This window comes from Pelolinea submarina (genome assembly GCF_003966975.1).
Lineage (GTDB): Bacteria > Chloroflexota > Anaerolineae > Anaerolineales > Anaerolineaceae > Pelolinea > Pelolinea submarina.
In genome coordinates this window covers 485032-509167 of record NZ_AP018437.1, presented here as the reverse complement: position 1 = coordinate 509167, position 24136 = coordinate 485032, and the positions used below count along the sequence as shown (strand labels likewise).

At 53.7% G+C, this 24136-nt stretch carries 22 protein-coding genes; 5 read left to right on the top strand and 17 right to left on the bottom strand.

Going from position 1 to position 24136, the window contains the following annotated elements; genetic code table 11:
• Positions 1–205 precede the first annotated feature (205 nt).
• On the bottom strand, positions 206–2074 hold the full coding sequence (locus tag Pelsub_RS02385; RefSeq protein WP_116226340.1) for a hypothetical protein: 1869 nt from the start codon (positions 2072–2074) through the stop codon (positions 206–208).
• Positions 2071–2670 carry an RNA polymerase sigma factor gene (locus Pelsub_RS02380; protein WP_158674936.1) on the bottom strand — a complete coding sequence of 200 codons (600 nt, stop codon included), beginning with the start codon at positions 2668–2670 and terminating at the stop codon, positions 2071–2073. Before Pelsub_RS02380 ends, Pelsub_RS02385 begins: the two co-directional genes overlap by 4 nt.
• 401 nt (positions 2671–3071) lie before the next feature.
• Between Pelsub_RS02380 and Pelsub_RS02375 the strand changes: the two genes are divergently transcribed.
• Genes Pelsub_RS02375 through Pelsub_RS02365 form a run of 3 tightly spaced genes read left to right on the top strand, consistent with a single transcriptional unit; the run spans position 3072 to position 6527 of the window.
• Entirely contained in the window at positions 3072–4592 is a 1521-nt protein-coding gene (locus Pelsub_RS02375; protein WP_116226342.1) for a sugar ABC transporter ATP-binding protein, read from the top strand.
• Positions 4579–5544 carry an ABC transporter permease gene (locus tag Pelsub_RS02370; RefSeq protein WP_116226343.1) on the top strand — a complete coding sequence of 322 codons (966 nt, stop codon included), beginning with the start codon at positions 4579–4581 and terminating at the stop codon, positions 5542–5544. The genes Pelsub_RS02375 and Pelsub_RS02370 overlap by 14 nt, the downstream gene beginning before the upstream one ends.
• 53 nt (positions 5545–5597) lie before the next feature.
• The gene (locus Pelsub_RS02365; protein WP_198418383.1) at positions 5598–6527 is read left to right on the top strand and encodes a sugar ABC transporter substrate-binding protein; all 930 of its coding nucleotides are present in this window, start codon (positions 5598–5600) and stop codon (positions 6525–6527) included.
• A gap of 751 nt (positions 6528–7278) precedes the next feature.
• Here Pelsub_RS02365 and Pelsub_RS02360 read toward each other — a convergent pair.
• From Pelsub_RS02360 to Pelsub_RS02315, 10 genes are all read right to left on the bottom strand, one after another.
• Positions 7279–7968 carry an undecaprenyl diphosphate synthase family protein gene (locus Pelsub_RS02360; protein WP_158674935.1) on the bottom strand — a complete coding sequence of 230 codons (690 nt, stop codon included), beginning with the start codon at positions 7966–7968 and terminating at the stop codon, positions 7279–7281.
• A gap of 198 nt (positions 7969–8166) precedes the next feature.
• Positions 8167–8811, bottom strand: a complete 645-nt coding sequence (locus Pelsub_RS02355) for an HAD family hydrolase (RefSeq protein WP_158674934.1) — start codon at positions 8809–8811, stop codon at positions 8167–8169.
• Between the two features lie 7 nt (positions 8812–8818).
• Positions 8819–9880 (bottom strand): ABC transporter ATP-binding protein, encoded by a 1062-nt coding sequence (locus Pelsub_RS02350; protein WP_116226346.1) that lies wholly within the window; start codon positions 9878–9880, stop codon positions 8819–8821.
• Between the two features lie 17 nt (positions 9881–9897).
• The gene (locus Pelsub_RS02345) at positions 9898–10692 is read right to left on the bottom strand and encodes an ABC transporter permease (RefSeq protein ID WP_116226347.1); all 795 of its coding nucleotides are present in this window, start codon (positions 10690–10692) and stop codon (positions 9898–9900) included.
• The gene (locus tag Pelsub_RS02340; RefSeq protein ID WP_116226348.1) at positions 10689–11606 is read right to left on the bottom strand and encodes an ABC transporter permease; all 918 of its coding nucleotides are present in this window, start codon (positions 11604–11606) and stop codon (positions 10689–10691) included. The genes Pelsub_RS02345 and Pelsub_RS02340 overlap by 4 nt, the downstream gene beginning before the upstream one ends.
• 89 nt (positions 11607–11695) lie before the next feature.
• Complete coding sequence (locus Pelsub_RS02335; RefSeq protein WP_116226349.1) at positions 11696–12847, bottom strand: ABC transporter substrate-binding protein; 1152 nt, start codon at positions 12845–12847, stop codon at positions 11696–11698.
• Between the two features lie 411 nt (positions 12848–13258).
• Positions 13259–14686 carry a hypothetical protein gene (locus tag Pelsub_RS02330; RefSeq protein WP_116226350.1) on the bottom strand — a complete coding sequence of 476 codons (1428 nt, stop codon included), beginning with the start codon at positions 14684–14686 and terminating at the stop codon, positions 13259–13261.
• Position 14687: 1 nt separating this feature from the next.
• Positions 14688–15233, bottom strand: coding sequence for an RNA polymerase sigma factor (locus Pelsub_RS02325; protein WP_116226351.1), 546 nt, complete (start codon positions 15231–15233; stop codon positions 14688–14690).
• 206 nt (positions 15234–15439) lie between these two features.
• Positions 15440–16138, bottom strand: coding sequence for a methyltransferase family protein (locus tag Pelsub_RS02320; RefSeq protein WP_116226352.1), 699 nt, complete (start codon positions 16136–16138; stop codon positions 15440–15442).
• A 36-nt stretch (positions 16139–16174) separates the two neighbouring features.
• Complete coding sequence (locus Pelsub_RS02315) at positions 16175–16858, bottom strand: methyltransferase family protein (RefSeq protein ID WP_126440374.1); 684 nt, start codon at positions 16856–16858, stop codon at positions 16175–16177.
• A 118-nt stretch (positions 16859–16976) separates the two neighbouring features.
• Here Pelsub_RS02315 and Pelsub_RS02310 point away from each other — a divergent pair, with 118 nt between their 5' ends.
• Positions 16977–17900 (top strand): bifunctional helix-turn-helix transcriptional regulator/GNAT family N-acetyltransferase, encoded by a 924-nt coding sequence (locus Pelsub_RS02310; protein ID WP_116226354.1) that lies wholly within the window; start codon positions 16977–16979, stop codon positions 17898–17900.
• A gap of 20 nt (positions 17901–17920) precedes the next feature.
• Positions 17921–18388, top strand: a complete 468-nt coding sequence (locus tag Pelsub_RS02305) for a hypothetical protein (RefSeq protein WP_116226355.1) — start codon at positions 17921–17923, stop codon at positions 18386–18388.
• Positions 18389–18398: 10 nt separating this feature from the next.
• On the opposite strand, the gene Pelsub_RS02300 is transcribed toward Pelsub_RS02305, so the two are convergent.
• The 5 genes from Pelsub_RS02300 to Pelsub_RS02280 form a co-directional block, all read right to left on the bottom strand.
• Complete coding sequence (locus Pelsub_RS02300) at positions 18399–18815, bottom strand: hypothetical protein (protein ID WP_116226356.1); 417 nt, start codon at positions 18813–18815, stop codon at positions 18399–18401.
• Positions 18816–19008: 193 nt separating this feature from the next.
• Entirely contained in the window at positions 19009–19521 is a 513-nt protein-coding gene (locus tag Pelsub_RS02295) for a lipoprotein (RefSeq protein ID WP_116226357.1), read from the bottom strand.
• Between the two features lie 848 nt (positions 19522–20369).
• Complete coding sequence (locus Pelsub_RS02290; protein ID WP_116226358.1) at positions 20370–21626, bottom strand: L-rhamnose isomerase; 1257 nt, start codon at positions 21624–21626, stop codon at positions 20370–20372.
• A 73-nt stretch (positions 21627–21699) separates the two neighbouring features.
• Positions 21700–22521, bottom strand: coding sequence for a class II aldolase/adducin family protein (locus Pelsub_RS02285; RefSeq protein ID WP_116226359.1), 822 nt, complete (start codon positions 22519–22521; stop codon positions 21700–21702).
• A 23-nt stretch (positions 22522–22544) separates the two neighbouring features.
• Entirely contained in the window at positions 22545–24020 is a 1476-nt protein-coding gene (locus Pelsub_RS02280; RefSeq protein ID WP_116226360.1) for a rhamnulokinase, read from the bottom strand.
• Positions 24021–24136 lie beyond the last annotated feature (116 nt).

The following is a 24136-nucleotide window of genomic DNA, read 5'->3' as shown; positions in this document are numbered from 1 at the left end:
ATAATACTGTAAGGTGATGATGGGAATGATTTGCGGAAAAGTTCGAAGCATCGTTATCATCGGCAGCGATTGTAGCACACAAGTAAAATTTACGGGAGGTTTTTGAGCCTCTCCTGACAGTGCTTCGCCAAATAACAAGCAGCACCCGAGAAATCGGGTGCTGCAAGCCAATCATCTTTTTCAGCCATCCGGCTGAAGGGTAAGTTTACTGGAGCGATTCTGCAATCTTGATCAGTGAAGAAGCATCCAAACGAGCACCTGATTCAGGACCTGTAGAGAACTGCACGACAAAATACCGGTTGTCAACCTCCCAGTACAGCGTCAACATATACGGATCATCCGTTTTCCAGGTCGGTCCTTCCAATAATTGTCCATTTTCATCATAGCTGGTTCCTACGGTTCCGGTGATCAGTTTGGCTGGATGACCATCCACCAGTGTATCCGTGATTGCCTCCGGTGGAAAAACGCGATAGGTTTCTTCAAAAGAAGTACTCACCGTTCCCTGAGTGATTATTAACAAATCACTTTTTATCCGCATTTTATCCTCGTCGAAATAACCGTAGAACAGCATGATGCCGTCGTCATTGCCGTTCAAGCGCGCATGACTGAAGGGTAAATCTTCCGGAATAACAGATGGTTTTAGAAATTTCTTCTCGTAGGCTTTTTCAGCATCCGCGAAGGTCAGATAAGCCTCCGGAACCGCCATCGTATTAGCTGTAACACTTGACTGAGAATCCACCTTGACTTGAGCCGGGTCGGCAGTCAAATCTGACACCAGGTCGGCCAGTTCCTGCGGTTCCATTCTGGGTATTCCCCACTTAACAACCTCGAACCACCAATCCGCTTGTTTCCAGCGCAGGCGGATGTGATCGGAATCGGGATTCCAGATGGCATGGTCTTCGCCGGGCTGCGCAACGAAATCGCCTTTTACATATTCTGCGGTTTGGCCGGCAACGGTTACTTCCTGAATGGCAGTCTCCGGAACCGAGAACCAGTCGCTGGAATCCTTCGCTTTAAAATCTTGCGTTGATTGCAATAAGCCTAATTCACCGACTGGACTGGCATACCAAATCGCTGTTAGTCCGGCACCGTAATACACATTCTTAAAGGAATATTCTTCAGGTGCCTGCGGAAATTGCCAGGGTGTAAAGCCGGCGGCTGCCGCTGCGCGACTCACCTCACAGGCATAATCCTTTTCAGGTCCACTCGTAGGACAAGCCGTCAACCCATTGATCACAGCCAACCAATCATCACGCTGAGGAGCAGTATCGCCCTGAGCCTCTCCCGGATAGATATCCATCATCAGCGCCACTCCGTCCTGTTCCCAGCGCAGAACTACACTGGCGCCATCGGCGAAAGATTGTGAATCATTGATCCATTCGATCATTTTTCCGTCTGCAGGAATTGTTTCCACATGAGCATCATCGGGAATCTGCAGCGGGGTCAAATTTTGACCCTGGGCGAGAATAAAATACGCGCCTGTTCCTAAATCATCGAGGCCATACGTGAATAACATTGCCTTCTGCGCAGCATCAAAACGGATATTCTGCAAACGGTAGCCGGCGGGCAAAACCGAGGGTTCCAGCAATGAAAAATCTACCAGGTAGCGGGCTGTCATGCTATCCAAAACCGGCAATTCCCCGGAGTCAAACTGAGACGTAGCTTCCGGCGTGGGCTCTTCTTCCACTTTGGAGGGCTGTACCTGATCTGCCGGTAAAAGCGCAGGGTAGTAAGTCGGCTGCGGTGTTGAGGTCGGTTGCAGCTCTACAATTTGATCCAATTCCAGGGGCAGGGTGTTGCCGGTCACCTGATTGAAGAAGTGAATAATCTCTTCGGCCAGGACCTTGCCAACCGGAGTGAAAGCCAGCCCGATCAGGATAATGAGGGCAACCAATACACCTGCCAATTTATAGTACCGTTTGAAATTGACGGTTCCTATTTCCGGTGAGCTTGTTATATTCCAGGGTGCCGATTCCATGCGCTGGTGAAATTCTTTACCGGGAAGCGGATCTATAGACCGAAGAAGTTTCTCAATCCGGGAAATCTCGCGATTAGAATTTTGTTTGCTTTTCATTCAATTGACTCCTTTTCGGTCGGCCAGAGTAATTTCATTTTTTCAAGCGCTCGTCGGATATAGACAGATACCGTGTTTTCGGGAAAATCCAAATATTGAGCAATCTGCCGGATTTTCCAATTCAACAAATATCGCAAAACCAGGATTTCGCGCTGGTCCGGCGGTAAATCCCCCAATAACGAAAGGATTATTTGTTGCTGTTCCGCCGCCACCACCTGCCCTTCCGGACTGAGACTGGCAGCGGTGGGTAAATCCAATTCCTCATCCAGCGGGTCCGGCCGGATATCCGGACCGGTTTTTTCATGCCGGTAAGTATCCACCACCAGATTATGGGCGATACGAATGATCCACCCCACCGCCGAGCTTGTTTTGCCATGGAAAGCAGTTCGATTTTTCCAGGCGCGCATAAAAGTCTCCGCTGTCAGGTCTTCCGCCTGCTCGACCGAACCGCCGGTGAAGGTATAAACATAACGGTAGACCGAGAGGTAGTTTTTCTGATACAGCTTCGCAAAGGTCTCCCTGTGGACAAGCGGTGTATCCTTTTCAGCAGTAGTCAGGAAATCCTTTTGTTTATGGATTGAATCATCGGTTTTCAATATTCCTCCTATGCAACATAGATTTTATGAGCTTCAATAAGGAAAACGCAAAACAAATCAAAACCTGACAACAGCCAACAGGGTAGCTGCCGGCAGAGAAACCACGCTATATCAGCACTCCCTCACCCGCCAAAACAAGAATAATCTTATTACGAAATGGAATTTGCAATTGGGAAAATTCGCAGCAGCCGACCGCACGAAAAATTCTGTCAATTCCCTGCTTATCCAGATTGAACTGGCAAGAGGTGCCGCCGGACCCTTTATGATTCTTTATCATATGTGAAATTCGTAAATACTTGAAGTGCACAGGCAGTTCCCATATAATATGTAGTACACGATTGCATTACAACACAGCTTCACTACGGCAAGTAAATTAAGGGTAATTGGGTAAAAAACTTACTATGTCGAAGACCATCCTCGAAACGCAGCACATCACCAAAAGCTTCTTTGGCGTGAAGGTGCTGGATGACATCTCCTTTTCGCTGGCGTCCGGCGAAGTGCATGCGCTGATCGGCGAAAACGGAGCCGGCAAATCCACTCTGGTCAAGATCATCATGGGCATCTACCAGCGCGACGAGGGCCGGATCTTCCTGGACAGCGAAGAAGTATTCTTCCAGGCGCCGCGCGACGCGCTGCAGCATGGCATCTCCATCATCCAGCAGGAGCTGGCGCCCATTATGGACATCGATGTGGCGGAATACCTGTACGTCGGGCGCGAGCTGCACAAACTGGAGCTGGGCCCGCTCAGCGTGGTGGACCAGCGCCGCCAGCGCGCGGAAGCCAAGGCGCTGTTCGAGGGGTTGGATATCGATATCAACCCGCGCAGCCTGATGCGCGACCTGAGCGTGGCGCAAATGCAGCTGGTCGAGATCACCAAGGCCATTTCGCTGTCCTCCAAGATCATCATCATGGACGAACCCACCTCGGCCATCACCTATAAAGAAGTGGAAACACTCTTCGAGCAGATCCGCAAATTGAAGAAACGCGGTGTGGGTGTAATCTACATCTCACATAAGATGGAAGAGATCTTCACCATCGCCGACCGCATCACCGTGCTGCGCGACGGCAAGCACATCGGCACCGATCTGGCCGAGAACTTCACCGTGGACAAGGCCATCAAGATGATGGTCGGGCGCGAGATCAAAGAGGTCTACCCCAAGCAAAAAGTGGCCATCGGCGAACCCGTGCTGGAAGTTCAGCACCTTTCCTCGAAACACCAATTCCACGATATCAACTTCTGCCTGCGCAAAGGCGAGATATTGGGCATCGCGGGGCTGGTGGGGGCCGGCCGCAGCGAACTGGTGGAATGCATCTTCGGCATCACCAAAGCCGACGAAGGCCGCGTGCTGGTGCACGGGCAGGCAGTGCAAATCAATCATCCCAAGACGGCCATCCGCCAGCGCGTGGCGCTGATCACCGAGGACCGCGGCCACACCGGCCTGAACCTGAAGACCAGCGTGGAGCACAACATTTCTCTGGCCCATCTGGAGCGCCTGGCGCGCTTTGGCGTGATCGACCGCCGCACGGAAGCCAAGGCAGCCGACTCACATATTAACCAGCTCAAGATCAAGGCGCTTTCGCGCAAGAGCCTGGTGCGCTCGCTCAGCGGCGGCAACCAGCAAAAGGTAGTGCTGGCCAAATGGCTGCTGACCGAACCGGACATCATCATCCTGGACGAGCCCACGCGCGGCATTGACGTGGGTTCCAAGCGGGATATCTATTTACTGATGGGCGAACTGGCCAAGGCCGGCAAGGCCATCCTGATGATCTCCTCCGAGATCCCGGAACTGATGGGACTTTCGGACCGCATCATCGTACTGGCAGCCGGGCGCCTGACCGGCGAGCTGCCGCAGGAAAAATTCACCCAGGAAGAGATCATGACTTACGCATCCAAGTTCGAGGTACTCCATGACGAAAAATAACGCAAGCAAACAAGCAAGGCTGAATTCATTTCGCGAGCTGGGCATCGTGGCCGCTTTCTTCCTGATCCTGGCGGTGCTGGTCATCCTGTCCCCGAACTCCTTTGCGCGACCCACCAACCTGATCAACATTCTCAAACAGGCCTCCATTAACGGCATCCTGGCGACCGGCATGATGTTCGTGATCATCTCCGGCGGCATTGACCTGTCGGTCGGTTCGACGGTGGCGCTGGCGGGCGTGATCGCCGCCACCTACGCACACCCGGGCGAATACCCGCTGGTCGTGCCGATCGCCCTGTCCATGCTGGTCGGCCTGGCCGCCGGCATTGCCAACGGCCTGATCGTGGCCTTCGGCAATATCCCGCCTTTCATCGTCTCCCTGGGTTCGATGACCATCATCCGCGGCCTGGCACTGATCGCCAGCAACGGCCAGCCGGTCTTCAACGTCACCAAAGCTTTCGAGAACATCGCCGGCGGGTTCGTACTGCAATACATCCCGCACCTGGTCATCTTCTTCCTGAGCGTCACGGCCATCAGTGCCTTTGTACTGACGCGCACAGTGTTCGGCCGGCGCGTATACGCGGTAGGCGGCAACGAAGCCACCGCCAAAGTCTCCGGTATCAACGTCAATATGATCAAGATCGGCGTATATTCCATCTCCGGTTTCCTGGCGGGTTTGGCCGGGCTGCTGCTGGCCTCGCGCATCGTCTCGGGCAATCCCACCGCGGGGCAGTCCTATGAGCTGGACGCGATTGCCGCGGCCGTGATCGGCGGCGTCAGCATGACCGGCGGCGCGGGCAAATGGTACGGAACCGTGATCGGCGCATTGATCATCGCCGTGATCGGTAACGGGTTGGACATCCTGAATGTGTCCTCCCACTTTCAATTGATCATCAAAGGCACCATCATCATCGTCGCGGTATTGCTGGACGTGAAAGGAAAAGGGAATCAATAAGAAATTTTCATGGTTGGTTGGTTTACAAAAGGAACTAGAGATAGAGGAGAGAGATGAACACTAAAAAGTTGTTAAGTCTGACCATTGTCTCACTGATGCTGATCGCACTGCTGGCCAGCTGCGGCGGTAGCTCCGCGAACAAGCCGTATGCCTTCTTCATCAGCCATCAGACCAATGCTTTCACCAACGAACTCACCACGGCCATCACCACTAAAGCGGCCGAGCTGGGCGTCGAGGTCACCGTTTACGACGCGGAAAAAGATCCTGCCAAGCAGGTATCTCAAATCGAGACCGCGGTCAACCAGGGCATTGCCGGCATTGTGATCGAACCCGTTTCGGTTGACGGTGTCGTGCCCGCGTTGGAAGCAGCCAAGGCAGCCGGTATTCCGGTTGTGGTTGTCAACCAGCGCATCAGCAAGGCCGAAGCAGCCGACTGCTTCGTTGGCGTTGAGAATGTCGACGGCGGCAAGCTTGAAATGCTGACGGCAGCCGAGGACATCGGCGGCAGCGGGAATGTAGCATTCCTGCTCGGCCCGCTGGGCTCCGATGCGCAGATTGGCCGCACCGACGGTTACTATGAAGTGCTCAAGGACTATCCGGACATCTCGGTGGCCTTCGAACAGACCGCCAACTGGGTGACCGAAGAAGCCTTGGCGCTGGTGGAAAACTGGCTGCAGACCGGCACAGACCTGAAAGCCATCGTAGCCAATAATGACGGCATGGCTTTGGGCGCTTTGAAAGCTGTGGAAGATGCCAAGCTGCTCGACCAGATCAAGATCTACGGTTTGGATGCCACCCCGGATGCGCTGGCCGCAGTCGCGGACGGCCGCCTGACCGCTACTATTTCGCAAAACACCACGGTTCAGGGCACCACCGCCATGGATACCGTGGTTAAACTCGCCAAGGGCGAGAAGGTCGATCCCGAAATCCTGGTAGATTTCGTGTTGATCACCAAGGATAACGTAAACGATTTTCTTCAGTAAATATCGGTGAATCCTGTAGTAAACCAATAACCATTAAGGGCGGCGCCTTTCCGGCGCCGCCCTTTGTTTTTGAATATTGACGGTTCTTAAAAACAATCCACAGATACACACAGATGAACACGGAAAAGACCTATCATGGTTGATGCACACAGATAAAATCAACTTCTTATGGAGCGCGATCCACTTATACTCATTGGTTGTGAACATACGCGCCAAAAACAAACTGCATGGCGGCTTTTGAAAGCCGCCTTAAAAGAAATTGGATCCAATCTGTGTGTATCAGCAATAAGAAAAGCTTTGTGCAGTTATCCGTGTTCATCTGTGGTTAATTAATAATGCAAGCCGAGATCCTTCTGTCGCTGCCCTCGCTTTGCTCGGGCAAACCGCCCCCTCAGGATGACAGACAACGATAATAGTGGCTTTGCCCCGGAGGGCACAGGATGAAAGCTGCCCTACAAGAAGCTTGACACCATCTGTGTGTATTAATTGTTAAATGGTTTTATGTGTTTATCCGTGTTCATCTGTGGTTAATTAATAATGCAAGCCGAGATCTTTCTGTCGCTGCCCTCGCTTTGCTCGGGCAAACCGCTCCCTCAGGATGACAGACAACGATAATGTCGGCTTTGCCCTGGAGGGCACAGGATGAAAACCGCCCTACAAGAAGCTTGACACTATCTGTGTGTATTAATTGTTAAATGGTTTTATGTGTTTATCCGTGTTTATCTGTGGTTAAAAAATGGTCGCATAAAGACTACTTCCCAAAGCGGCGGCTGCGATTCCGGAATTCGTCCAGGATCTCCAGCGTGCGCGCGGGGGTGATATCCGGGAAGAAATACGGCTCGAAGAAGAACTCGGCGTACTTGCATTGCAGCGGCAGAAAACCGCTGATGCGCTGATCGCGCCCGCTGCGGATGACCAGGTCGAGCGAGACCGGCACGGACAGGCTGCCGAGCAGCTGCTCAGGATCCGGTCCAATGGCGGCGCGCGCATCAGTCACTTCTTCATAAGCGTCGTAACCCGCCAGCAGGTACAAGCGCGGGAAGGGATCATTGGCTCCATTGCCCTTTTCGCACACCTCGTCCAATGCCGCGCGGAAATCCGGGTCGAGCGAAGCCGGGTTGCCGGCATGATAGACGCGCGCACCCAGGTCACGCTGGAGGGGCGGAACCAGCTCGCGCAGCAAACGCGTTTCGGCGATAACAACAGCTTGCAGGTCGTCGCGCGCGCGCAGGATGTTATCTTTGCTGAGCAGGTAGACAGAAAGCGACTGCACACCGGCCTTGAAGAGCGCCTCGGCGCAATCCGTGATCTTTTGCATGGCCAGCCAGTAGGCCTCTTCCAAGTCGATGTTATTCTGACGTGCCCAGCGGCGGTTGCCGTCCGGGATGATACCAATGTGCTTAACCGTCGTTTGGGCGGGTTGTTTTTGTTCAGGTGACATACACATTCTCCAAGCGCCAGCCTTTTCAAAAATGACCGGCAGAATTATGCCCAATTTTACCTGTGAAATCCACCAACTAAAGGGAAAAATCAGCATGCTCAGTCTATCGGCAGCGCACGGTTCATGCTCACACTAAATACACAGCCCGTCCGCCATCGTGTGCATTCCTGCAGACTGAAAAAGGACAGGGAAACGAACTCAGGTAAGGATATCCCAGCCGTGTTCCACGGCGTGGATGTATAAATTAGAATCGGGTGTGACCGCCACCGGGTTATGCACGCGCTGCAGCAGGGGCAGATCGGTATACGAATCGCTGTACCCCCAGCTATCCCGCAGGTTCTGGTTCCACTGCAACAACCAGGCTTCCAGCAAAGCGACTTTGCCCTCACGATACGGAATGCTGCTGCCCAGCACGCGCCCGGTGGGGCATTCTTCACGCAGCTCCACCTCGGTGCAGATCATCTCTTTGACGTGCAGCAGTTCGGCCACCGGCCGCGCCAGGAAAGCGTTGGTGGCCGTGATCATCAAGACCCGGTTGCCCTGGTTGCGGTGCCAGTTCAGCCATCGCACCACGTAAGGGCGCAGGCGGAAGCGCAAACGTTCCAGGAAAGCCGCGCGCAGGCGAGTCAGCGCAGCGGCATCCATAGCGGCCATACTTTCCATCAGGAAAGTCTCGTAGGCGCGAAAATCTGCCTTGCCGGTTTCGTATTCCACATAATAATCGATGATGCGGTTGACGAAAGCCGCGTCCACCATTCCCTGCTCCAGCAGGAACTGGCACCACAGCGATTCGCAATCGCCTTCCACCAATGTGTAATCCAGATCAAAAATTGCCAAACTCATACCGTCTTCATTCCTTCTCACCATTCGTCAGCCAGCAAGCCCCAACCGGAAAATGGATGGCATAGGGCTGCCCGACTGCCGGAATATTCAGCGCGCGTTCGTTGAACATGTCCAACGATACCAGGTGCCCGTCCACATCCACGCGGATGCGCACGATGGCGCCCAGGTAAGTCACGGACTCTATTTTACCTGTCAAATTGTTGGCGCCTTCCACGAATCCGGATTTCAATTCCTCGGGGCGCACCGCCAGGCGCACCGGGCGGCCGTTCAAATGCTCGAATTGGCCGGCGCGAATAAGCTGGCTGCCCAAACGCACGATGCCCTGCCGGGGCTGATCCACCTCCACCGGCAGCAGGTTAATGTGACCAACGAATTCGGCCACAAAATCACCGGCCGGGTTATTGTAGATTTGTTGGGGGGTGCCCACCTGTTGTATAACACCGCGGCGCATCACTACGATACGGTCGGAAAGCGAAAGCGCTTCCTCTTGATCATGGGTCACGTAGATGGTCGTGATGCCCAAATGCTGCTGGATGCGGCGGATCTCCTGGCGCAATTCCAGGCGGATCTTGGCGTCCAGCGCGGAGAGGGGTTCATCCAACAGGAGCACCTGCGGGCGGATGGCCAGGGCGCGCGCCAATGCCAGGCGCTGCTGTTGGCCGCCGGAGAGCTGGTTGGGGTAGCGCCGGGCGAAGTCGCGCATCTGGATCAGGTCCAGCATTTCGTTCACGCGCCCTTCAATTTCAGCTTTGGGCTTTCCGGCAACCTTCAAACCATAACCCACGTTTTGGGCCGCGGTCATATTGGGAAAAAGCGCGTAGGATTGAAACACCATGCCCATGTTGCGTTTGTTGGCCGGCAGCAAGGTCAGGTCCCGGTTGTCCAGCCTGATCGTCCCGGAAGTGGGGATCTCAAAACCGGCCAGCATGCGCAGCGTGGTGGTCTTGCCGCAGCCGCTGGGCCCCAGGAAAGATATGAATTCGCCGGTTTCAACCGCTAGATTGAAATCATGCACAGCAATCGTGCCGCTGAAAGATTTACTGATATGGTTTAGTTCCAGTTGTGCCATAGTTACCTCGATCTTGTTTATCTACCGGTAAGCTGCCCGTCTTGGCGGCCGCGGCTGAAGTATTGGATCAGGCCCAAACACAGCCAGGTCAGGCCGTAACTGATGATGGCCAAAGCCGCCGGCTCGTAGGCTTTCGAACGGCCCACGCCGGCCATGTAAGAACCCAGCGCCGGGCGCACCAGAAAATCACCCAGGATCAGTTCGCCCATCACGGTGGCAAAGCAGATCAGCGCGCCGCTCAACACCGCGATGCGCAGGTTGGGCAGGATCACCTGGGTAAGCACCTGCAGCCAGTTGGAGCCCAGGCTCTGGGCGGCTTCTGTCAACGTGCGCACATCCACCGAACGCATGCCAACGTCGATGGCACGGTACATATATGGCATGGTGATGATCACGTAACCGGCCGTCATGAGGATATCCGTGCCGAAAGCGGTCAGGGTCAACTGAAAAGGCGGGCGGCCAAAGGTGCGGATCAGGCCGAACACCAGCACGATCACCGGCACGACGAAGGGCAGGATGGTGATGATGTCCATGGCCGCGCGCATCCAGGGCGCCTTGATGTAGATCCAATACACCGTCGGCAGCAGCAATAAAACGCTGATCGTCACGGTGATGATGCCCATGGTGGCGGAATAACGGAAGCTCTCCAGAAAATGGGAGTCGGCCAAGACGGATTGATATGCCATGAAGCTGAGCACGCCGCGTTTCATACGCAGCGAAAAAATGAAAGTGCCCAGCATGGGTAGGAAAAAGTACAGCATGGCTAATATTGCCCAAAAGATGGCCCAGGCATTCTTTTTTTGTTTGGTCATGATTTTATCCAGCGGGCAGTTTTGCGCTGCAGCATAACGTACAGGAAGATGGTGATGCTCATGATGATCACCATGCCAAACGCCAGCGCGTAGCCCTCATTGGGGTTGCCCAGCACATCCCCGCGAATCTGCTGGCCGATCATGATGGTCACCAGGTATATGCTGCCGCCCGTGAGCGCCTGGGCAGTGGCATACGCGCCGAAAGCATTGCCGAAAAGCAGGATGGTCGCGCCCAACAGCGAAGGCAGCAGCACCGGCAGGGCCACATAGCGCCAGTACTGCGCGCTGCTGGAACCCAGGTTGGTGGAAGCCTCGACCCATTCCTTCTTCAACCCTTCCAGCGCCGGAGTGATGGTCAGCACCATAAGCGGGAATTGGAAATAGGTATACGCCAGGATCAAACCGACCACGCTGTACAGGTTGAAGCCGTGATCGTAGGGATTGAACGGGCAGATGGCCGCTCCATCCGGACCGTTTAAGCAAATGCCCTTGAGCAGCGCGGTGATGAAACCGGTGCGGCCCAGCGTGGCGATGAAAGCAAAAGCCAGTGGCACGCCACCGAAGTTGGCCGCCAGGCCCGAGAAAGTAGTCAGAATGGTGCTCATCCAGCGAGGCGCACGCCCGGAAGTGGTGGCATAGGCCACGAAAAAGCCAAAGGCGCCGCCAATCACGGATGTGATCAGGCTGACCCAAATGCTGGTCAGGTAGGACTTCAAGGCAAAGGTGTTCTGCAGAAAAGAAAAATTGGCCAGGGTGAATTGCCCATCCATGTCCTGAAAAGCACCCGAAAAAAGCGTAATAGAAGGCATGACTAAAAAGAATGCGATAAAAAAGAAAAATGGCAGCAAGCCGATCAGGCTTTTCCAGCGAGAGGGGTCCTTCCCGCTTTTCCTGTTGAGTTGTTTATTTTTCATGAGACCATCATTCGTCCAAAAATATTAATACGATGCGTGACCCAACCGGGGTCAGGTCACGCACGCAGGTCATGCGATTGAAACTCAAATTATTCTTTGATATCCAAACCAACCACACTGTCCCACTGTTCCTTGATCAGGTCGCGGGCGGCGGAGAGCTGGTCGCCATCCGGCACAACAGCGTTGGCAATGATGGACGGATCGGGGAGCTTGGTTTGCAAGTCGGCGGAGACAACACCGCGCTCGAGCATGTCGGCCAGGCGGGCGGGGGCGCAGTAACCGGTCATCCAGATGGTCTGGCCCTCATCCGAGTAGAGGAATTCCTGCCACAGACGCGCGGCCGCGGGGTGCGGCGCGTAGGCGCTGATAGCTTGCAGGTAGTAACCGCCCCAACTGACGGAAGTGGGGTATACGATCTCCAGCGGCGGGTTGCCGGCGAAGGCATCGTCGTTAGCCAGCGCCAGGTAGTTCCATTGGAAGGTGATGGGGGTCTCGCCCATGGCAATGGAACCGGTGTTGGCGATGAGGGGTAGCAGGTTGCCGTTCTCATTCAACGCTTTAAAGTATTCGAGACCGGGCTGGATGTCATCCAACGAACCGCCGTTGGCCAGCGCCGCGGCATAAACCGTTTGGGCAGCCTGGTTGGAAGCACGCGGATCACCAGCCAACGCGACCTGGCCGTTGTACTTGGGGTCCAAGAGATCAGCGTAATCCTGGGGAACGTCGGTTACGACGTCCGTGTTGACCTCGAAGACCATGACGCCGTTGTAATCGGTGTAATAGTAACCATCGGCATCCTTGACACCGGTCATGCTGTCCCAGGTGGTCACTTTGTAAGGCGCCAGCAAGTCCTGGTCTTTGGAGGAAGGACCGTAAGCAGGGCCAACGTCGATCACATCGGGGGCCTGCGGGCCTTTGTTCTCTTTGTTGTCGATAATGGCCTGGACTTCGTCGGCTGAACCAGCTTCGGGGGTGATGGAATTGACCTTGATGCCGTATTTATCCTCGAAGGTGGCGATCATGCCGCCGTAATTGCACCAATCTTCGGGCAGGGCGATGACATTCAATTCGCCTTCGGCTTGGGCGGCTGCAACCAGAGCATCCATACCGCCGCCGGCTTCAGCGGAGGCGGCATTGCTCCAATCTGAAGCCGCGGCCGTGGAACTACCGCCGCAAGCGGTGAGGAGCATGGTTGCCAGGAAGAGCACAGAGATCAAACGTACAGAACGGGTGGAAATCATTTTCACTTTTCTCCTTGATAGATGTTGATCGTTAATCAAGCAGATTGTAAGTTGGCAAGGTTAAATTCAGGTTAATGCGCTGTTGTGTAATGGTTAAGCTTTGCCTAAGGATTGATTTTCTATCCTGTGGAGAATGATTACCAGATTAATTGAGGCCGGCCGGCTGAGCGTGAAAGTTATTCATGCAAGCAGGATATCAAAGGGAGCGGGCAGGATTCGGGGCAGGTGTTGAATAAAAGAAAATCTTGTCAAATCTCTATACGTATGCCTTCCAGGGGAGGACGATTGTTTTTATATAAAAAAAGAAGCAGAGCGAACATGCGCAACGCACTGATGGCGTTTTTGGCGCAAGTTCACCCTGCCTTTTTACCTCAAAAAAACTTGGTTCTTATCGTGTTGCTAATTTAAAAATCATTGAGCCAGAACCAACGTCTCAGCCAGATTGGTGACTTCATCCCGCGACATGTCTGCGAAGAGAAGGAACCCGTTACCATCCGGCGCGGCAAGTATGGCAGAAGTATAGTCCTCGGAAGAGGATGGGCTGAAATATAGCACCAGCCCTGAAGTTGTCATATAGCTGCCATCATAGAAGTTCTCTTCCACAAAATTCGTTTCCAATGCGCCAATGGCTTGCATGCTGAACGTAACATCATCGGCATTACGGTAGTGGATTTCATAACTGTCATAGGCTTCATTGAATTCATAGTCAATGGCAAGTATTTCTTCCGAAAAACCATCCGGTATCGGGTCTAGCACGTAAGCCTGCGTATGCCGGGCTAATTCGTGCCTGGTCAATGTATTCGTGATCACTTCGCGTTCGGTCGATTGTGGAGCATCCACAAAGCTCACGTTTTCCAAATCACTAAGGTCCCAAACGATGACGCTATCGGCCGGAAGGGTTTCAGTGAGCAGAAAATCGACTTTTTGAATAAGGATATCCTTGTCATTAATGTGTACGGTTGTTTCAATCTGCAGCAGTTGGTAGGTTTCTTTGTTGAATACCATGCGGGTGGTTCCGGTCAAAGAGCCGTCAGTACTTCCTTCTGATGTTTTTTGGGTTTGGTAACTGCGGTTTACCAGTACATATACCGGGCTGCCGTCCGTCCAGGTTTTTTCTTCCTCCACCTCGACTCTGGGATTGTTATTAAACTGGTCGAAAGCGGCGTGAGTGGTTGCTGTTACATTATTGCGTTGTGCAGGGGTGGAAGTCTCATCCGATGCTTCATCAGTATTTGTTGAAGCAGGCTGTTTATTTTCAACAGGGGTACGTTCAATTACCGTAGTTCCACGTTCATCTACCACGGGCGCATAGTATGAGTAGGCTCCATCGGTTGCGGAAATACTGATAAGATTTCCGTTTTCATCCCTGGTTTCGCTGCGGTAATAACCGGACGTGTAATCAAAGTAATCATCGGTTATGGTTGTATTTCCTTCCCCTTCCACTACACCCGGATTTTGATAGATCTGAACGCGGTTGTGTAGAATACCCGCGGCAGCCTCTGCGCTCGCCTGCGCTTCCGAAGCGCGTTCAAGAATTTGCTGTGCCGATACCGGAGTAGTTTTTGCAGCCAGAAAAATGGCTACAACGGCCAACAGGGTGATGCTTGTCCATGCAATATTTCTTAAAGGTGTTTTCATTTTTGGTATCATCCTCTCAAAGTAATTTTTGATCCACCCCGTATGACGCCAATTCGGCTGAGGAGATACGTCTTGTGCAAGCGAATGTGCTTGCGCCAAAAATCGTGCTTTTCCCTGCATGCTGGCACGCGAATCTCGCTGGGGATCATCCTTGAGATTTTCCAACAATGCTTCAATTTCAGGATCTTTAGGTGTCTTCATTTTATAAATCTCCTTCCTCTTCTGATAAGAGCAACCGCCGCAACGCAAGCAGTGCACGATGCTGCAAAGCTTTCACGGATCCGATTGATTTATGTAAAAATTCCGCCACGTCTTTATTCTCCCAACCTTCCAAATATTTCAACACGATCACCTGACGTTGTTCCATGGATAATTGCATCAAGGCAAGGCGGATCGTTTGTTTTTCAGAGGAAAGCGCTGCAACATGTAATGGATCATTACCTGTTTCGGGAATTTCATCGTGAAGCGGTAAAGGCGGGGGAGGCTGTCGGCGATAGGTATCGGTAATCCAATTGTGAGCAATGCGATAAAGATAGGCTTGTAAATGCTCTACCGGACCACGTCCGGACTGCAATGCTTTAAGATAACGAAAAAATGTATCGGCTACGCAATCTTCTGCTAATTGGCTATCACCCAACAACCGCATGGCATAGCGAAATACACCGGGGCTGTAACTATCGTAGATTTCAGCCAGGGCATGCTCATCGAACCGTTGGGCTTGTTTAATCAGTTTTTTCTCTGAAATCATTATGCTTTTTCCTACTTATTTAAGACGTAAAAGTCATCCGGTAGATACGGCTAACAGAATCTATCCGGCTGATTTCAACAGGGGAATTATAAGAATATTCTGACCAGCTAAATTAATCTAGATACCATCCAACATTTCTGGTTTATAGATATACAAATAGGGTAAGAGCCCTATTAATAACTGGATCCTTAATTGATCGCAGCTGCTTACCAAACCCCGGGCAGCAGGCGGTAGCGCACCCGCGCGGCGTAATCCTTATAACCGGGCAGATTGTCCTGCAGGAAACGATCCTCCAGGGACGTACGGATCACCAACACAATCAATAAAAAAACCGCGGCGGCGAACCCCCACCAGGCTTCCAGCAAGACAGGTGTGACCAGGTAGGTCAACAAGGCACCACTGTAGCCGGGATGGCGCATGACGGCATATGGTCCGCTGTTGACCACCTTATGACCGCGTTCGGATTGCAGGCGCACCGTACCGGAAAAGAAGCTGTTTTCGATTAGCGCCAGCGAAGACCATGCCATACCTCCAATATACAACAGCAATGCGACCAGTCTTACAGCCAGGCTGAAGGCGGGCGGCTGACCGAATCGCGCCTCCAAACCAACTGCCAACATCAACAATAAATAGCCCAACCCCACCAAGGGCACCAGGACCCTGTCCCAAGGCTGCGTATCGCTCTGCGCCATCATCTTGCCGCGCTCGGCCAGGATGCCCGGACTGTGGCGGTTGGCCAAGACGCGGCTGATGACGAAGGTCAGAATACTGATGAGCGCGTAAACCCAGGCTTCCCACCAATTCCAACGGCCTGAGACCAGCAGCGGCAACGTCGGGGCCAGCAGAACGAAAATGGATACCGACAGAAAAACCCGCGAGGTAAAAAATTTTTCTTTTTCGGACATGATAAAACCTCCTCGAACTATTCGTATCAATACGGCTTACCAAATTCCAGGCAGGAGACGGGCGTGCACGCGTTGGGAATATTCCGCGTATCCGTCCAGGCCGGCCCGCAGCAGATCATCCTCCAGACGGGTGCGCACAATCAGCAGTACCGCTTCCAGCAAACCGATGCCTAAAGCCGGCAGCGAATTGAGCAGCAGGGGCAGGCTCAGATCGACCAACAGCAAACCAAAGTAAGCCGGATGCCTCACCCAGGCATAGGGCCCGCTGTCCACCACGCGCTGGCCGCGATCAGCCTGCAAGCGCACCATCTGCGAAAAGAAAGCGTTGCTGCCAGTAGCCCACACCGCCAGGGCAGAGCCCAGTGCGGCCAGCAGCAGTCCGACGATTTGAAGCGTCGGTGGAAAAGTGGTTGTCCAACCCATGCGATGATCCAGACCGGCCAGGATATAACGCAGCAGCTGCAGCAAACCCATGGCGCTCAGAATGACCATATCCCAACGCTGGGCGCCGCCGCGCGGGCCCAGGCGTTCAGCCAGCAAAGCCGGATGTGCGCGCAGGATGGCCCAGGCCGTGGCAATCACCCAGGCCAGGGTCAGGATGACGGCCGCCCAAGCCTGCCACCATTGCCATGTAGCGGCCGGGATGAACAAAGCCGCCGCGACGGTTGCCACACCTATCAGCTCTCGAACAGCATATCGCATGAATATTTTTCTATCCATACCTTCATCATACAATAAATCCGCCTGCTTCCGCTCAGCGTGAATCCCCGCGATAATTACTTGACTTTGTCAACTATTTGATTGATAATAGCATTAATTAGGATAAAAAGAGATTTACATGGAAAATGGTAATTCGAAAATTAAAGCCATCCGGCATTTTAACCGTTTCTACACCCGCCAAATTGGCCTGCTCAATCAAGGGCTGCTGGACAGCCCCTACTCCCTAACCGAAGCGCGCGTGATCTACGAGCTAGCCCAAAAGGAAACCTGCACCGCCACCGAATTAGGCAGCGAGTTGAATCTGGATATGGGTTATCTCAGCCGCCTATTGGCCGGTTTTCAAAAAAAGGGGTTGGTGGCGAAAGAGCCCTCGCCAAAAGACGGACGCCAAATCTTACTGCGTTTGACCTCCGATGGCCAGGCAGCTTTTGCGGTATTGAACGAACGCTCCTCGCAGGAGATAAACGGTATGCTGCATGCTTTAAGCATGCCGGAACAAACGCAGCTGGTGAAATCCATGCAGGCCATCGAAGCGCTGCTCGGCCCGCGCCCGCAGGAACGGCCGGCGGTGGTCATCCGCCCGCCCCAACCCGGCGACATGGGTTGGGTGGTTTCGCGCCATGGGGCTTTGTACGCACAGGAATACCATTGGGACATGAACTTCGAAGGGCTGGTAGCCGGAATCGTAGCGGAGTACCTGCAAAACTACAATCCTCAGAAAGAACGCGGCTGGATTGCGGAAGTGGCCGGAGAGAATGCCGGCTGCGTGTTCCTGGTCAGGAAGAGCGAAGAAGTGGCCAAACTGCGCATGCTGCTGGTCGAACCCGGCGCGCGCGGGTTGGGCATCGGCAAGCGCCTGGTGGAGGAGTGTATCCGTTTCGCGCGCCAGAGTGGGTATCGCAAACTCACCCTGTGGACCAACAGCTGTCTGCTGGCCGCGCGCCATATTTATCAACAGGCCGGATTCCAATTAACCGAATCCGAAGCCTATCATGACTTCGGCCAGGACCTGGTCAGCGAAACCTGGGACCTGGATTTATAACCTGAAATTACGAGGAATTGATGAAAACCTTCCTGGATATCTTGTTACCCAGGCAAGTCGATAATCGCCTGCGCGGGTCGCAAATTCCGCTTTACTTTTTCGCTGCTTACACAGTTGTCAGCACAGTGCGCAGCTGCATTCACCTGCTGGCGCCGGACGGCGGCGCGGGCAGCGTCGCCGGCATGGACTTGGATGTGACAGGCGCATCCGGCATCGTGTTCGCCTTCGCGTTGTGGGGCAGCGCCCAGCTGCTGCTGGCCTTTTTACAGTTGCTGGTGGTGGTGCGCTACCGCGCGCTGGTGCCGCTAATGTACATGCTATTGATTGCGGAGATATTATTGCGAATGCTGGTCGGGCACATGAAGCCGGTCACCTTCGCGCACACCCCGCCCGGCGCAATCGGCAACTGGATTCTGCTGCCCATCGCGCTGTTAATGCTGGCCTGGTCGCTTTGGAGCGGCAGCCGGAAATTACAGGAACAGGCATGAAGGGCAACTCTTAATATCGCTCTTCTTCTTTAAAATATCGACGTATTTTTGCAGCAATCTGCCGATTTGTCATTCTACCGGCGCTTTCGGCACACACAATTGCCTGCCCCAGGTGATTCTTTTCCATGCGCTTACGCAATTCTTCCCTGGCTTCGCCCGGTCCGAAAATCATGACAGCATCCGCTGTTTTAATTTTTGCTATGATCGCATCGTAATACGTCTTCAAATTGCCGGAAAAAATGCGCTGCCGGCTGGTGTCAGCCGGCACGTGCAAGACATCAAAAGGACCTTTCAGTGGAGATTCTCCCATACGGCGGAGCTGCTTTTCCACCTCGGAATGCAGCACCTCAATTTCCTCCCCCTTTTCGGTGATCCTCACCAAAACCGCCTTGCGGTGGTCAATCCACAGACCGACTTTCACTCCCATCGATTTCTCCTTTAGTTTTAATCAAATCAGCTTTTGATTCACATAAGGAACAGGTGCGATGCGGTACTTCTTCAATCGTTAAATTGTTAAATTCTCAAATTACAAATCCGGTCAAAGTAATATGAGAAGCAATTCAATTCCTGATTTAATAGTAGCACAATAATATTTACGTGTCAGCTTCTTGTGTATTTTTCTAGGGTTTCGACCCCAATGTGTACCAGATGCTGGTGAGGAACCCTGCCGCGTCAGGCTGGGTAAAGGCTTCGCCCGCCAGCGCGATTTCACCGGCGCAGGACCAGTTGTAAATGGTCTCGTGCCCGGTCACGCTCATGGGAATAAAATCCGAGCCAGAGTTCTGGGCGCAGTAATCGTTCATGGCTTGGGTAGGCGTGCTGTCAGTATTGGCTTGCGCGTCGCAGGGCAGGTTCGCGCCGTAGTTGCAGACCATCACATTCCCGTCCATGCAGCGCCAGGTAGTGGTTTGGCGCAGCAGGTCCAGTGGTTCCGTGCTGTCACTTAAGCCGGCGGCTTGCAGGTAGCCGTTGATGACAGCATCCGGCTCAGCTGGCCCGGTATAACGCGCGTCGGGGATGTCCAGCGTGCCGACCGCGGTACAATAAGCAAAGGGATCGTCATACGTCTTGGGGGCGGTGGAACAGCCCGTGACAATCAGCGCGATTAAAACAATCCATAGAATCTTTTTCATTGTTGCGCACTCCATTTCTTAAAACTATTCTACGCCTGATTATTTTTATTAACCACAGATGAACGCAGATAATAAAGAAAAAGCGTTATTATGATTGATGCACACAGATAACAATCCCCGTCATCCTGAGGGAACGGTTTGCCTGAGCAAAGCGAGGGCAGCGACTAAAGGATCTCGGCCTATATTCTATATTAACCACAGATGAACACGGATAACTACAGAAAAACATTTTTATAATTGATGCACACAGATAACACCTCTGTCATCCTGAAGGAGCGGTTCGCCTGAGCAAAGCGAGGGCAGCGACTAAAGGATCTCGGCCTTTATTTTATATTAACCACAAATGAACACGGATAACAGCAAAAAAACTCTATTATGGTTGATACACACAGATAACACCTCTGTTATCCTGAGGGAGCGGTTTACCCGAGCAAAGCGAGGGCAGCGACTGAAGGATCTCGGCCTTTATTTTATATTAACCACAGATGAACACGGATAACTACAGAAAAAACTTCTTATAGTTGATACACAGAAAAGATAAATACTTCTGTAAGGCGCGTTTCCATATGCGCCAAAGATAAACCCCTTGGCCTCGTTTCCTCCCCCTTGAGGGGTCACAAAGCATTCCCTCGGGGAAGAGGTCAGGTGAAGGTGTTTTCCTAGAAAGGAGTTTTTAAATCTGTGTTCATCTATGCAAATTTGTGATTTCTACCAAAGATCGGCCGAGATCCTTCATCGCTACACGACTCAGGATGACAGTAACGAGGATGGGGCTCAGTGTACCTTTAGAAAAAAAACCGCCACTCTCGTAAAATCAGCGGCGGTTATTTATTCTCTAAATGGAAAATCTAGCGTTTGGAAAGCACCCTTTCCTCATAGTCGCGGATGCTGTCCATGAAGGCCATACCCACCGGTACGCCCTGCTTGAGACAGTAAAAATCCCATACGGCATTGGCGGGCAGCACCTTGATCTCTTCCTGCAAAGCCAGGCGGCTGGTGAAGTCGCCGGAAGCTTCGTAGTCTTCCAACATTTGACATGGTTCCAGCAGCGCGTTCAACAGCGCCCGCAGGGTATTGCGCGAACCGATGGTCCAGGCAGCAATACGGTTGATGCTGGCGTCAAAGTAATCCAGCCCGATGTGCATGCGCTCCAGCGCATCCAGGCGCACAACCTCGCGCGCGATGGCCTGCAGGTCTTCCGTATATGTCACCACGTGGTCGCTGTCCCAACGCACGCCGCGGCTGACGTGCAGCAGCATCTGGTCCAGGAATAACATCAGCGAGGAGATCTTATCGGCGATGGTCTCGGTGGGATGGAAATGCCCGGAATCGAGTGTCAACAGCACCTTGCGGGTAAGCGCGTAAGCGGTGTAGAACTCCATCGAGCCGGTCACGTAACTTTCCGAACCGATGCCGAACAGCTTGGGTTCGACCGCGTCCAGGTTATGCTCCAGCTTTTCAGCCAGGATGACGTCCAGCGCTTCCATCAGCAGGCGGCGCGGGGTGGTTCGGTCAGCCGGGGTGTCCTTATAGCCATCCGGGATCCAGATATTGGTCACCGCCGGGGTGCCCAGCTCGCGGCCGAAGTAGTCGCCAATCTTGCGGCAGGCAATGCAATGTTCGATCCAAAACTGGCGCACGCCCGCGTCGCGGCTGGAGAGTGTGAAACCGTCGTCGGCCATGGGGTGCGAAAAGCAGGTCGGATTGAAATCCATACCGTGGTGATTGGCCTTGGCCCAATCCACCCAGCCGCTGAAGTGTTCGGGCAGGATGGCGTTGCGCGGCACCTTTTGGTCGCTCTCCCAGTAGATGGAATGCAGGTTAAGGCGGTGCGTACCGGGGATCAGGCTGTAAGCCAAATCCAGGTCGGCGCGCAGCTGGTCGGCGGTGCGGGCTTTACCGGGGTAATTACCGGTCACGGCAATGCCGCCGGTCAACTCGCCATCCGGGTTCTCGTAACCGCTGGCATCATCGCCCTGCCAACAGTGTAATGAGATGGCAATCTTCTCCAGCGCCTGCAGGGCACTCCCGGTATCAACGCCGAAATCGGCATAGCGCGCTTTGGCCAGCTCATAAGCGGATTGAATGTTTTGTTCGGTGGGCATACAGTTCCTCCTGGATAGAAAGTAGTTGATAAAAACTCATCCGGCACACGTACCGGATGAGTTGAAAATCGAGTTAGAAAACGCTTTGTTCCAAGTTGTGGAATTTGGCAATCTGCCGGACATCCTCAGCGCTCAGACCCTCACCAATCTCACCGAATTGCAGGTTGAGACACTCGTATTTCGCGCCGGTCTCGGCATATTCGATGCGGTCAGCAGCGCGAACGACCGATTGATCCGAGAAGGTCATCACGCCGTGCTTGGCCCATACCACCATGTTATGCTTGCGCAGCAATTCGACATTGCCTTCCATCAGTTCGGGTGTACCGGGCACGCAGAAGGGCATGAAACCGATTCCCGTGGGGAAATTGAAGATGGTTTCCGGCTCCCAGCGCAGCAGGTGCTGGCTGAAAAATTGGGTGTTCTGGTAGCGAGGAATCTGGCTGAGGAAAGTAATGTGGATCGGTTGAGCGTGCAGCACAGCCAGGAAATTGGAACCGCTGATGCGCATCTGGTCTTCATGCACAGCCAGGTGCGAGTTGAATTCGCTGGTGGGGCGTTCGAAACTGCACAGCGGGGAAGTATAAATCTTGCCGGTCTTGCCGCCTTCGTCCACGGTGACTGCCGCCAGGTTAGCAGTGGGTTCGGCCAGGACATCGCGCAAGCGGCAGCCGGAGCCGGTTACCAGCACAGTCGCGCCGGCCAAACCAGGAACGGCCAGGGGCAGCTCAATATCTTTGACCAACGGGAAGTGCTTGCTCAGGTCAACCGGCCAGCGCATGCAGACCGAAATATTGCCGGCCGCGCCTTCCGTTGCGTCAATTTCCGCCATGCGTTTTCCGGCATCACCCATCTTGCGCATGATTTCTTCTAATTCAGGGTAAGGAGCTTCAATCATTTTTCTATTCTCTCGTTTCTTTTCTATTTAATAAGATCTAATAAAGTACTGTAGGCCTGATCCCACTGCGCGGGATTGCCAGGCTGATAGGTTTCCACGTCGCAGGAAGCACGCACCAGGGCGCGCGCCTCGGCCAGCGATCCCAGATGGCCCAGCGCAATGGCTTGCATAAGTACATTGCCCACCGCGGTAGCTTCCACCGGTCCGGTCACCACCGTGCGGCCGGTGCTGTCGGCTGTAAACTGGTTCAGCAGGCGGTTTTGGCTGCCACCGCCGATGATGTGGATGGGATTGAGATGCTTGCCAACCAGTTCCTCCAGGCGGCCGAACACGAAGCGATATTTGAGCGCCAGGCTTTCCAGCACCACGCGCAGGATCTCGCCTTTGGTTTGGGGCACAGCCTGGCCGGTTTCAGCGCAATACTCCTGGATTTTCTCCGGCATCCTGCCCGGATAAATAAACAAGTCGTTGTCCGGGTCAATGACTGCCAGGAAGGGTTTGGCTTCTTCGGCCATTTGGGTTAATTCGGTGTAGTTGAGGTCCTCGCCGTGCTTCTTCCAATAACGGCGGCATTCCTGCACGATCCACAACCCGACCACGTTCTTCAGCAGACGCCAGGCGCCAAAAACGCTGCCCTCATTGGCGAAGTTGTAAGCCAGGGCTTTTTCGCTCAGGTTGGGTTCGGGCACTTCCGCGCCTATAATCGACCAGGTTCCGGAGCTGATCCAGGCGCAGTCGCTGTTCTGCATGGGCACCGCCACCACAGCCGAACCGGTGTCGTGGCAGGCCGGCGCGACCACCGACACATCTTTTAGACCCGTATCCGCAGCCACATTGGGAAGCAACTGTCCCAGCACCGTGCCGGGATTGATGACCGGCCGGAATAAACGCGCGGGAATATCCATCGCGGCCAGCACGTCGCGATCCCAATCGTGCGTGAGCGGATTGAGGCACTGGGTAGTGGTGGCGTTGGTGAACTCATTGGCAACCACACCGCTCATCCAATAATTGAACAGGTCGGGCATGGTGAGCAACACCTCGGCGATTTCAAAGAAGGGGGATTTATCCAACGCCATGGAAAGCAGCTGGTTGAGGGTATTGAAGCTGGAAAACTGTGCACCGGTCTTGGTGAAAATCTGTTCGCGCGTCAGGCGCTTGAGCGATTCTTCGATCATGCCGTCGGTGCGCGCGTCGCGGTAATAAAAGGGATTGCCCAGCAGCGCGCCATTGCGATCCAACAGTCCAAAATCCACGCCCCAGGTATCCAGGCCAATGCTGGAATACTTCAGCCCGCTGCGGGCGGCCACAGCCATGCCGGCTTTGATCTCGCTCCACTGGTGCAGCGCGTCCCAATGAAAGCCGTCCGGTACACGCACCGGCAGGTTGATGAAGCGGTGGATTTCCTCAATGCTCAGACGGCCATCCGCCAGGGTGGCGTGCATGGCGCGCCCGCTTTCGGCGCCCAGATCAATTGCCAGGTAGTGGTGTGAAGACGTCATCGGACCTCCGGAAATTGAGGATCACAGAACCTAACAGTAAATAAATTCTCAGGCATGTATTACCCTTTGTCATTGGAATTTGTCACTGAATTATACCCATGAAGGAGCAGACAGTC

What these genes read in the sequence shown, in the direction of transcription:
- Pelsub_RS02295 (WP_116226357.1), bottom strand. Translation starts at nt 19,521, where the DNA reads ATGAAAAAGATTCTATGGATTGTTTTAATCGCGCTGATTGTCACGGGC.
- Pelsub_RS02325 (WP_116226351.1), bottom strand. Translation starts at nt 15,233, where the DNA reads ATGATTTCAGAGAAAAAACTGATTAAACAAGCCCAACGGTTCGATGAG.
- Pelsub_RS02345 (WP_116226347.1), bottom strand. Translation starts at nt 10,692, where the DNA reads ATGACCAAACAAAAAAAGAATGCCTGGGCCATCTTTTGGGCAATATTA.
- Pelsub_RS02370 (WP_116226343.1), top strand. Translation starts at nt 4,579, where the DNA reads ATGACGAAAAATAACGCAAGCAAACAAGCAAGGCTGAATTCATTTCGC.
- Pelsub_RS02350 (WP_116226346.1), bottom strand. Translation starts at nt 9,880, where the DNA reads ATGGCACAACTGGAACTAAACCATATCAGTAAATCTTTCAGCGGCACG.
- Pelsub_RS02285 (WP_116226359.1), bottom strand. Translation starts at nt 22,521, where the DNA reads ATGATTGAAGCTCCTTACCCTGAATTAGAAGAAATCATGCGCAAGATG.
- Pelsub_RS02280 (WP_116226360.1), bottom strand. Translation starts at nt 24,020, where the DNA reads ATGACGTCTTCACACCACTACCTGGCAATTGATCTGGGCGCCGAAAGC.
- Pelsub_RS02335 (WP_116226349.1), bottom strand. Translation starts at nt 12,847, where the DNA reads ATGATTTCCACCCGTTCTGTACGTTTGATCTCTGTGCTCTTCCTGGCA.
- Pelsub_RS02355 (WP_158674934.1), bottom strand. Translation starts at nt 8,811, where the DNA reads ATGAGTTTGGCAATTTTTGATCTGGATTACACATTGGTGGAAGGCGAT.
- Pelsub_RS02360 (WP_158674935.1), bottom strand. Translation starts at nt 7,968, where the DNA reads ATGTCACCTGAACAAAAACAACCCGCCCAAACGACGGTTAAGCACATT.
- Pelsub_RS02320 (WP_116226352.1), bottom strand. Translation starts at nt 16,138, where the DNA reads ATGTCCGAAAAAGAAAAATTTTTTACCTCGCGGGTTTTTCTGTCGGTA.
- Pelsub_RS02300 (WP_116226356.1), bottom strand. Translation starts at nt 18,815, where the DNA reads ATGGGAGTGAAAGTCGGTCTGTGGATTGACCACCGCAAGGCGGTTTTG.
- Pelsub_RS02340 (WP_116226348.1), bottom strand. Translation starts at nt 11,606, where the DNA reads ATGAAAAATAAACAACTCAACAGGAAAAGCGGGAAGGACCCCTCTCGC.
- Pelsub_RS02305 (WP_116226355.1), top strand. Translation starts at nt 17,921, where the DNA reads ATGAAAACCTTCCTGGATATCTTGTTACCCAGGCAAGTCGATAATCGC.
- Pelsub_RS02315 (WP_126440374.1), bottom strand. Translation starts at nt 16,858, where the DNA reads ATGGATAGAAAAATATTCATGCGATATGCTGTTCGAGAGCTGATAGGT.
- Pelsub_RS02330 (WP_116226350.1), bottom strand. Translation starts at nt 14,686, where the DNA reads ATGAAGACACCTAAAGATCCTGAAATTGAAGCATTGTTGGAAAATCTC.
- Pelsub_RS02290 (WP_116226358.1), bottom strand. Translation starts at nt 21,626, where the DNA reads ATGCCCACCGAACAAAACATTCAATCCGCTTATGAGCTGGCCAAAGCG.
- Pelsub_RS02375 (WP_116226342.1), top strand. Translation starts at nt 3,072, where the DNA reads ATGTCGAAGACCATCCTCGAAACGCAGCACATCACCAAAAGCTTCTTT.
- Pelsub_RS02365 (WP_198418383.1), top strand. Translation starts at nt 5,598, where the DNA reads ATGAACACTAAAAAGTTGTTAAGTCTGACCATTGTCTCACTGATGCTG.
- Pelsub_RS02310 (WP_116226354.1), top strand. Translation starts at nt 16,977, where the DNA reads ATGGAAAATGGTAATTCGAAAATTAAAGCCATCCGGCATTTTAACCGT.
- Pelsub_RS02385 (WP_116226340.1), bottom strand. Translation starts at nt 2,074, where the DNA reads ATGAAAAGCAAACAAAATTCTAATCGCGAGATTTCCCGGATTGAGAAA.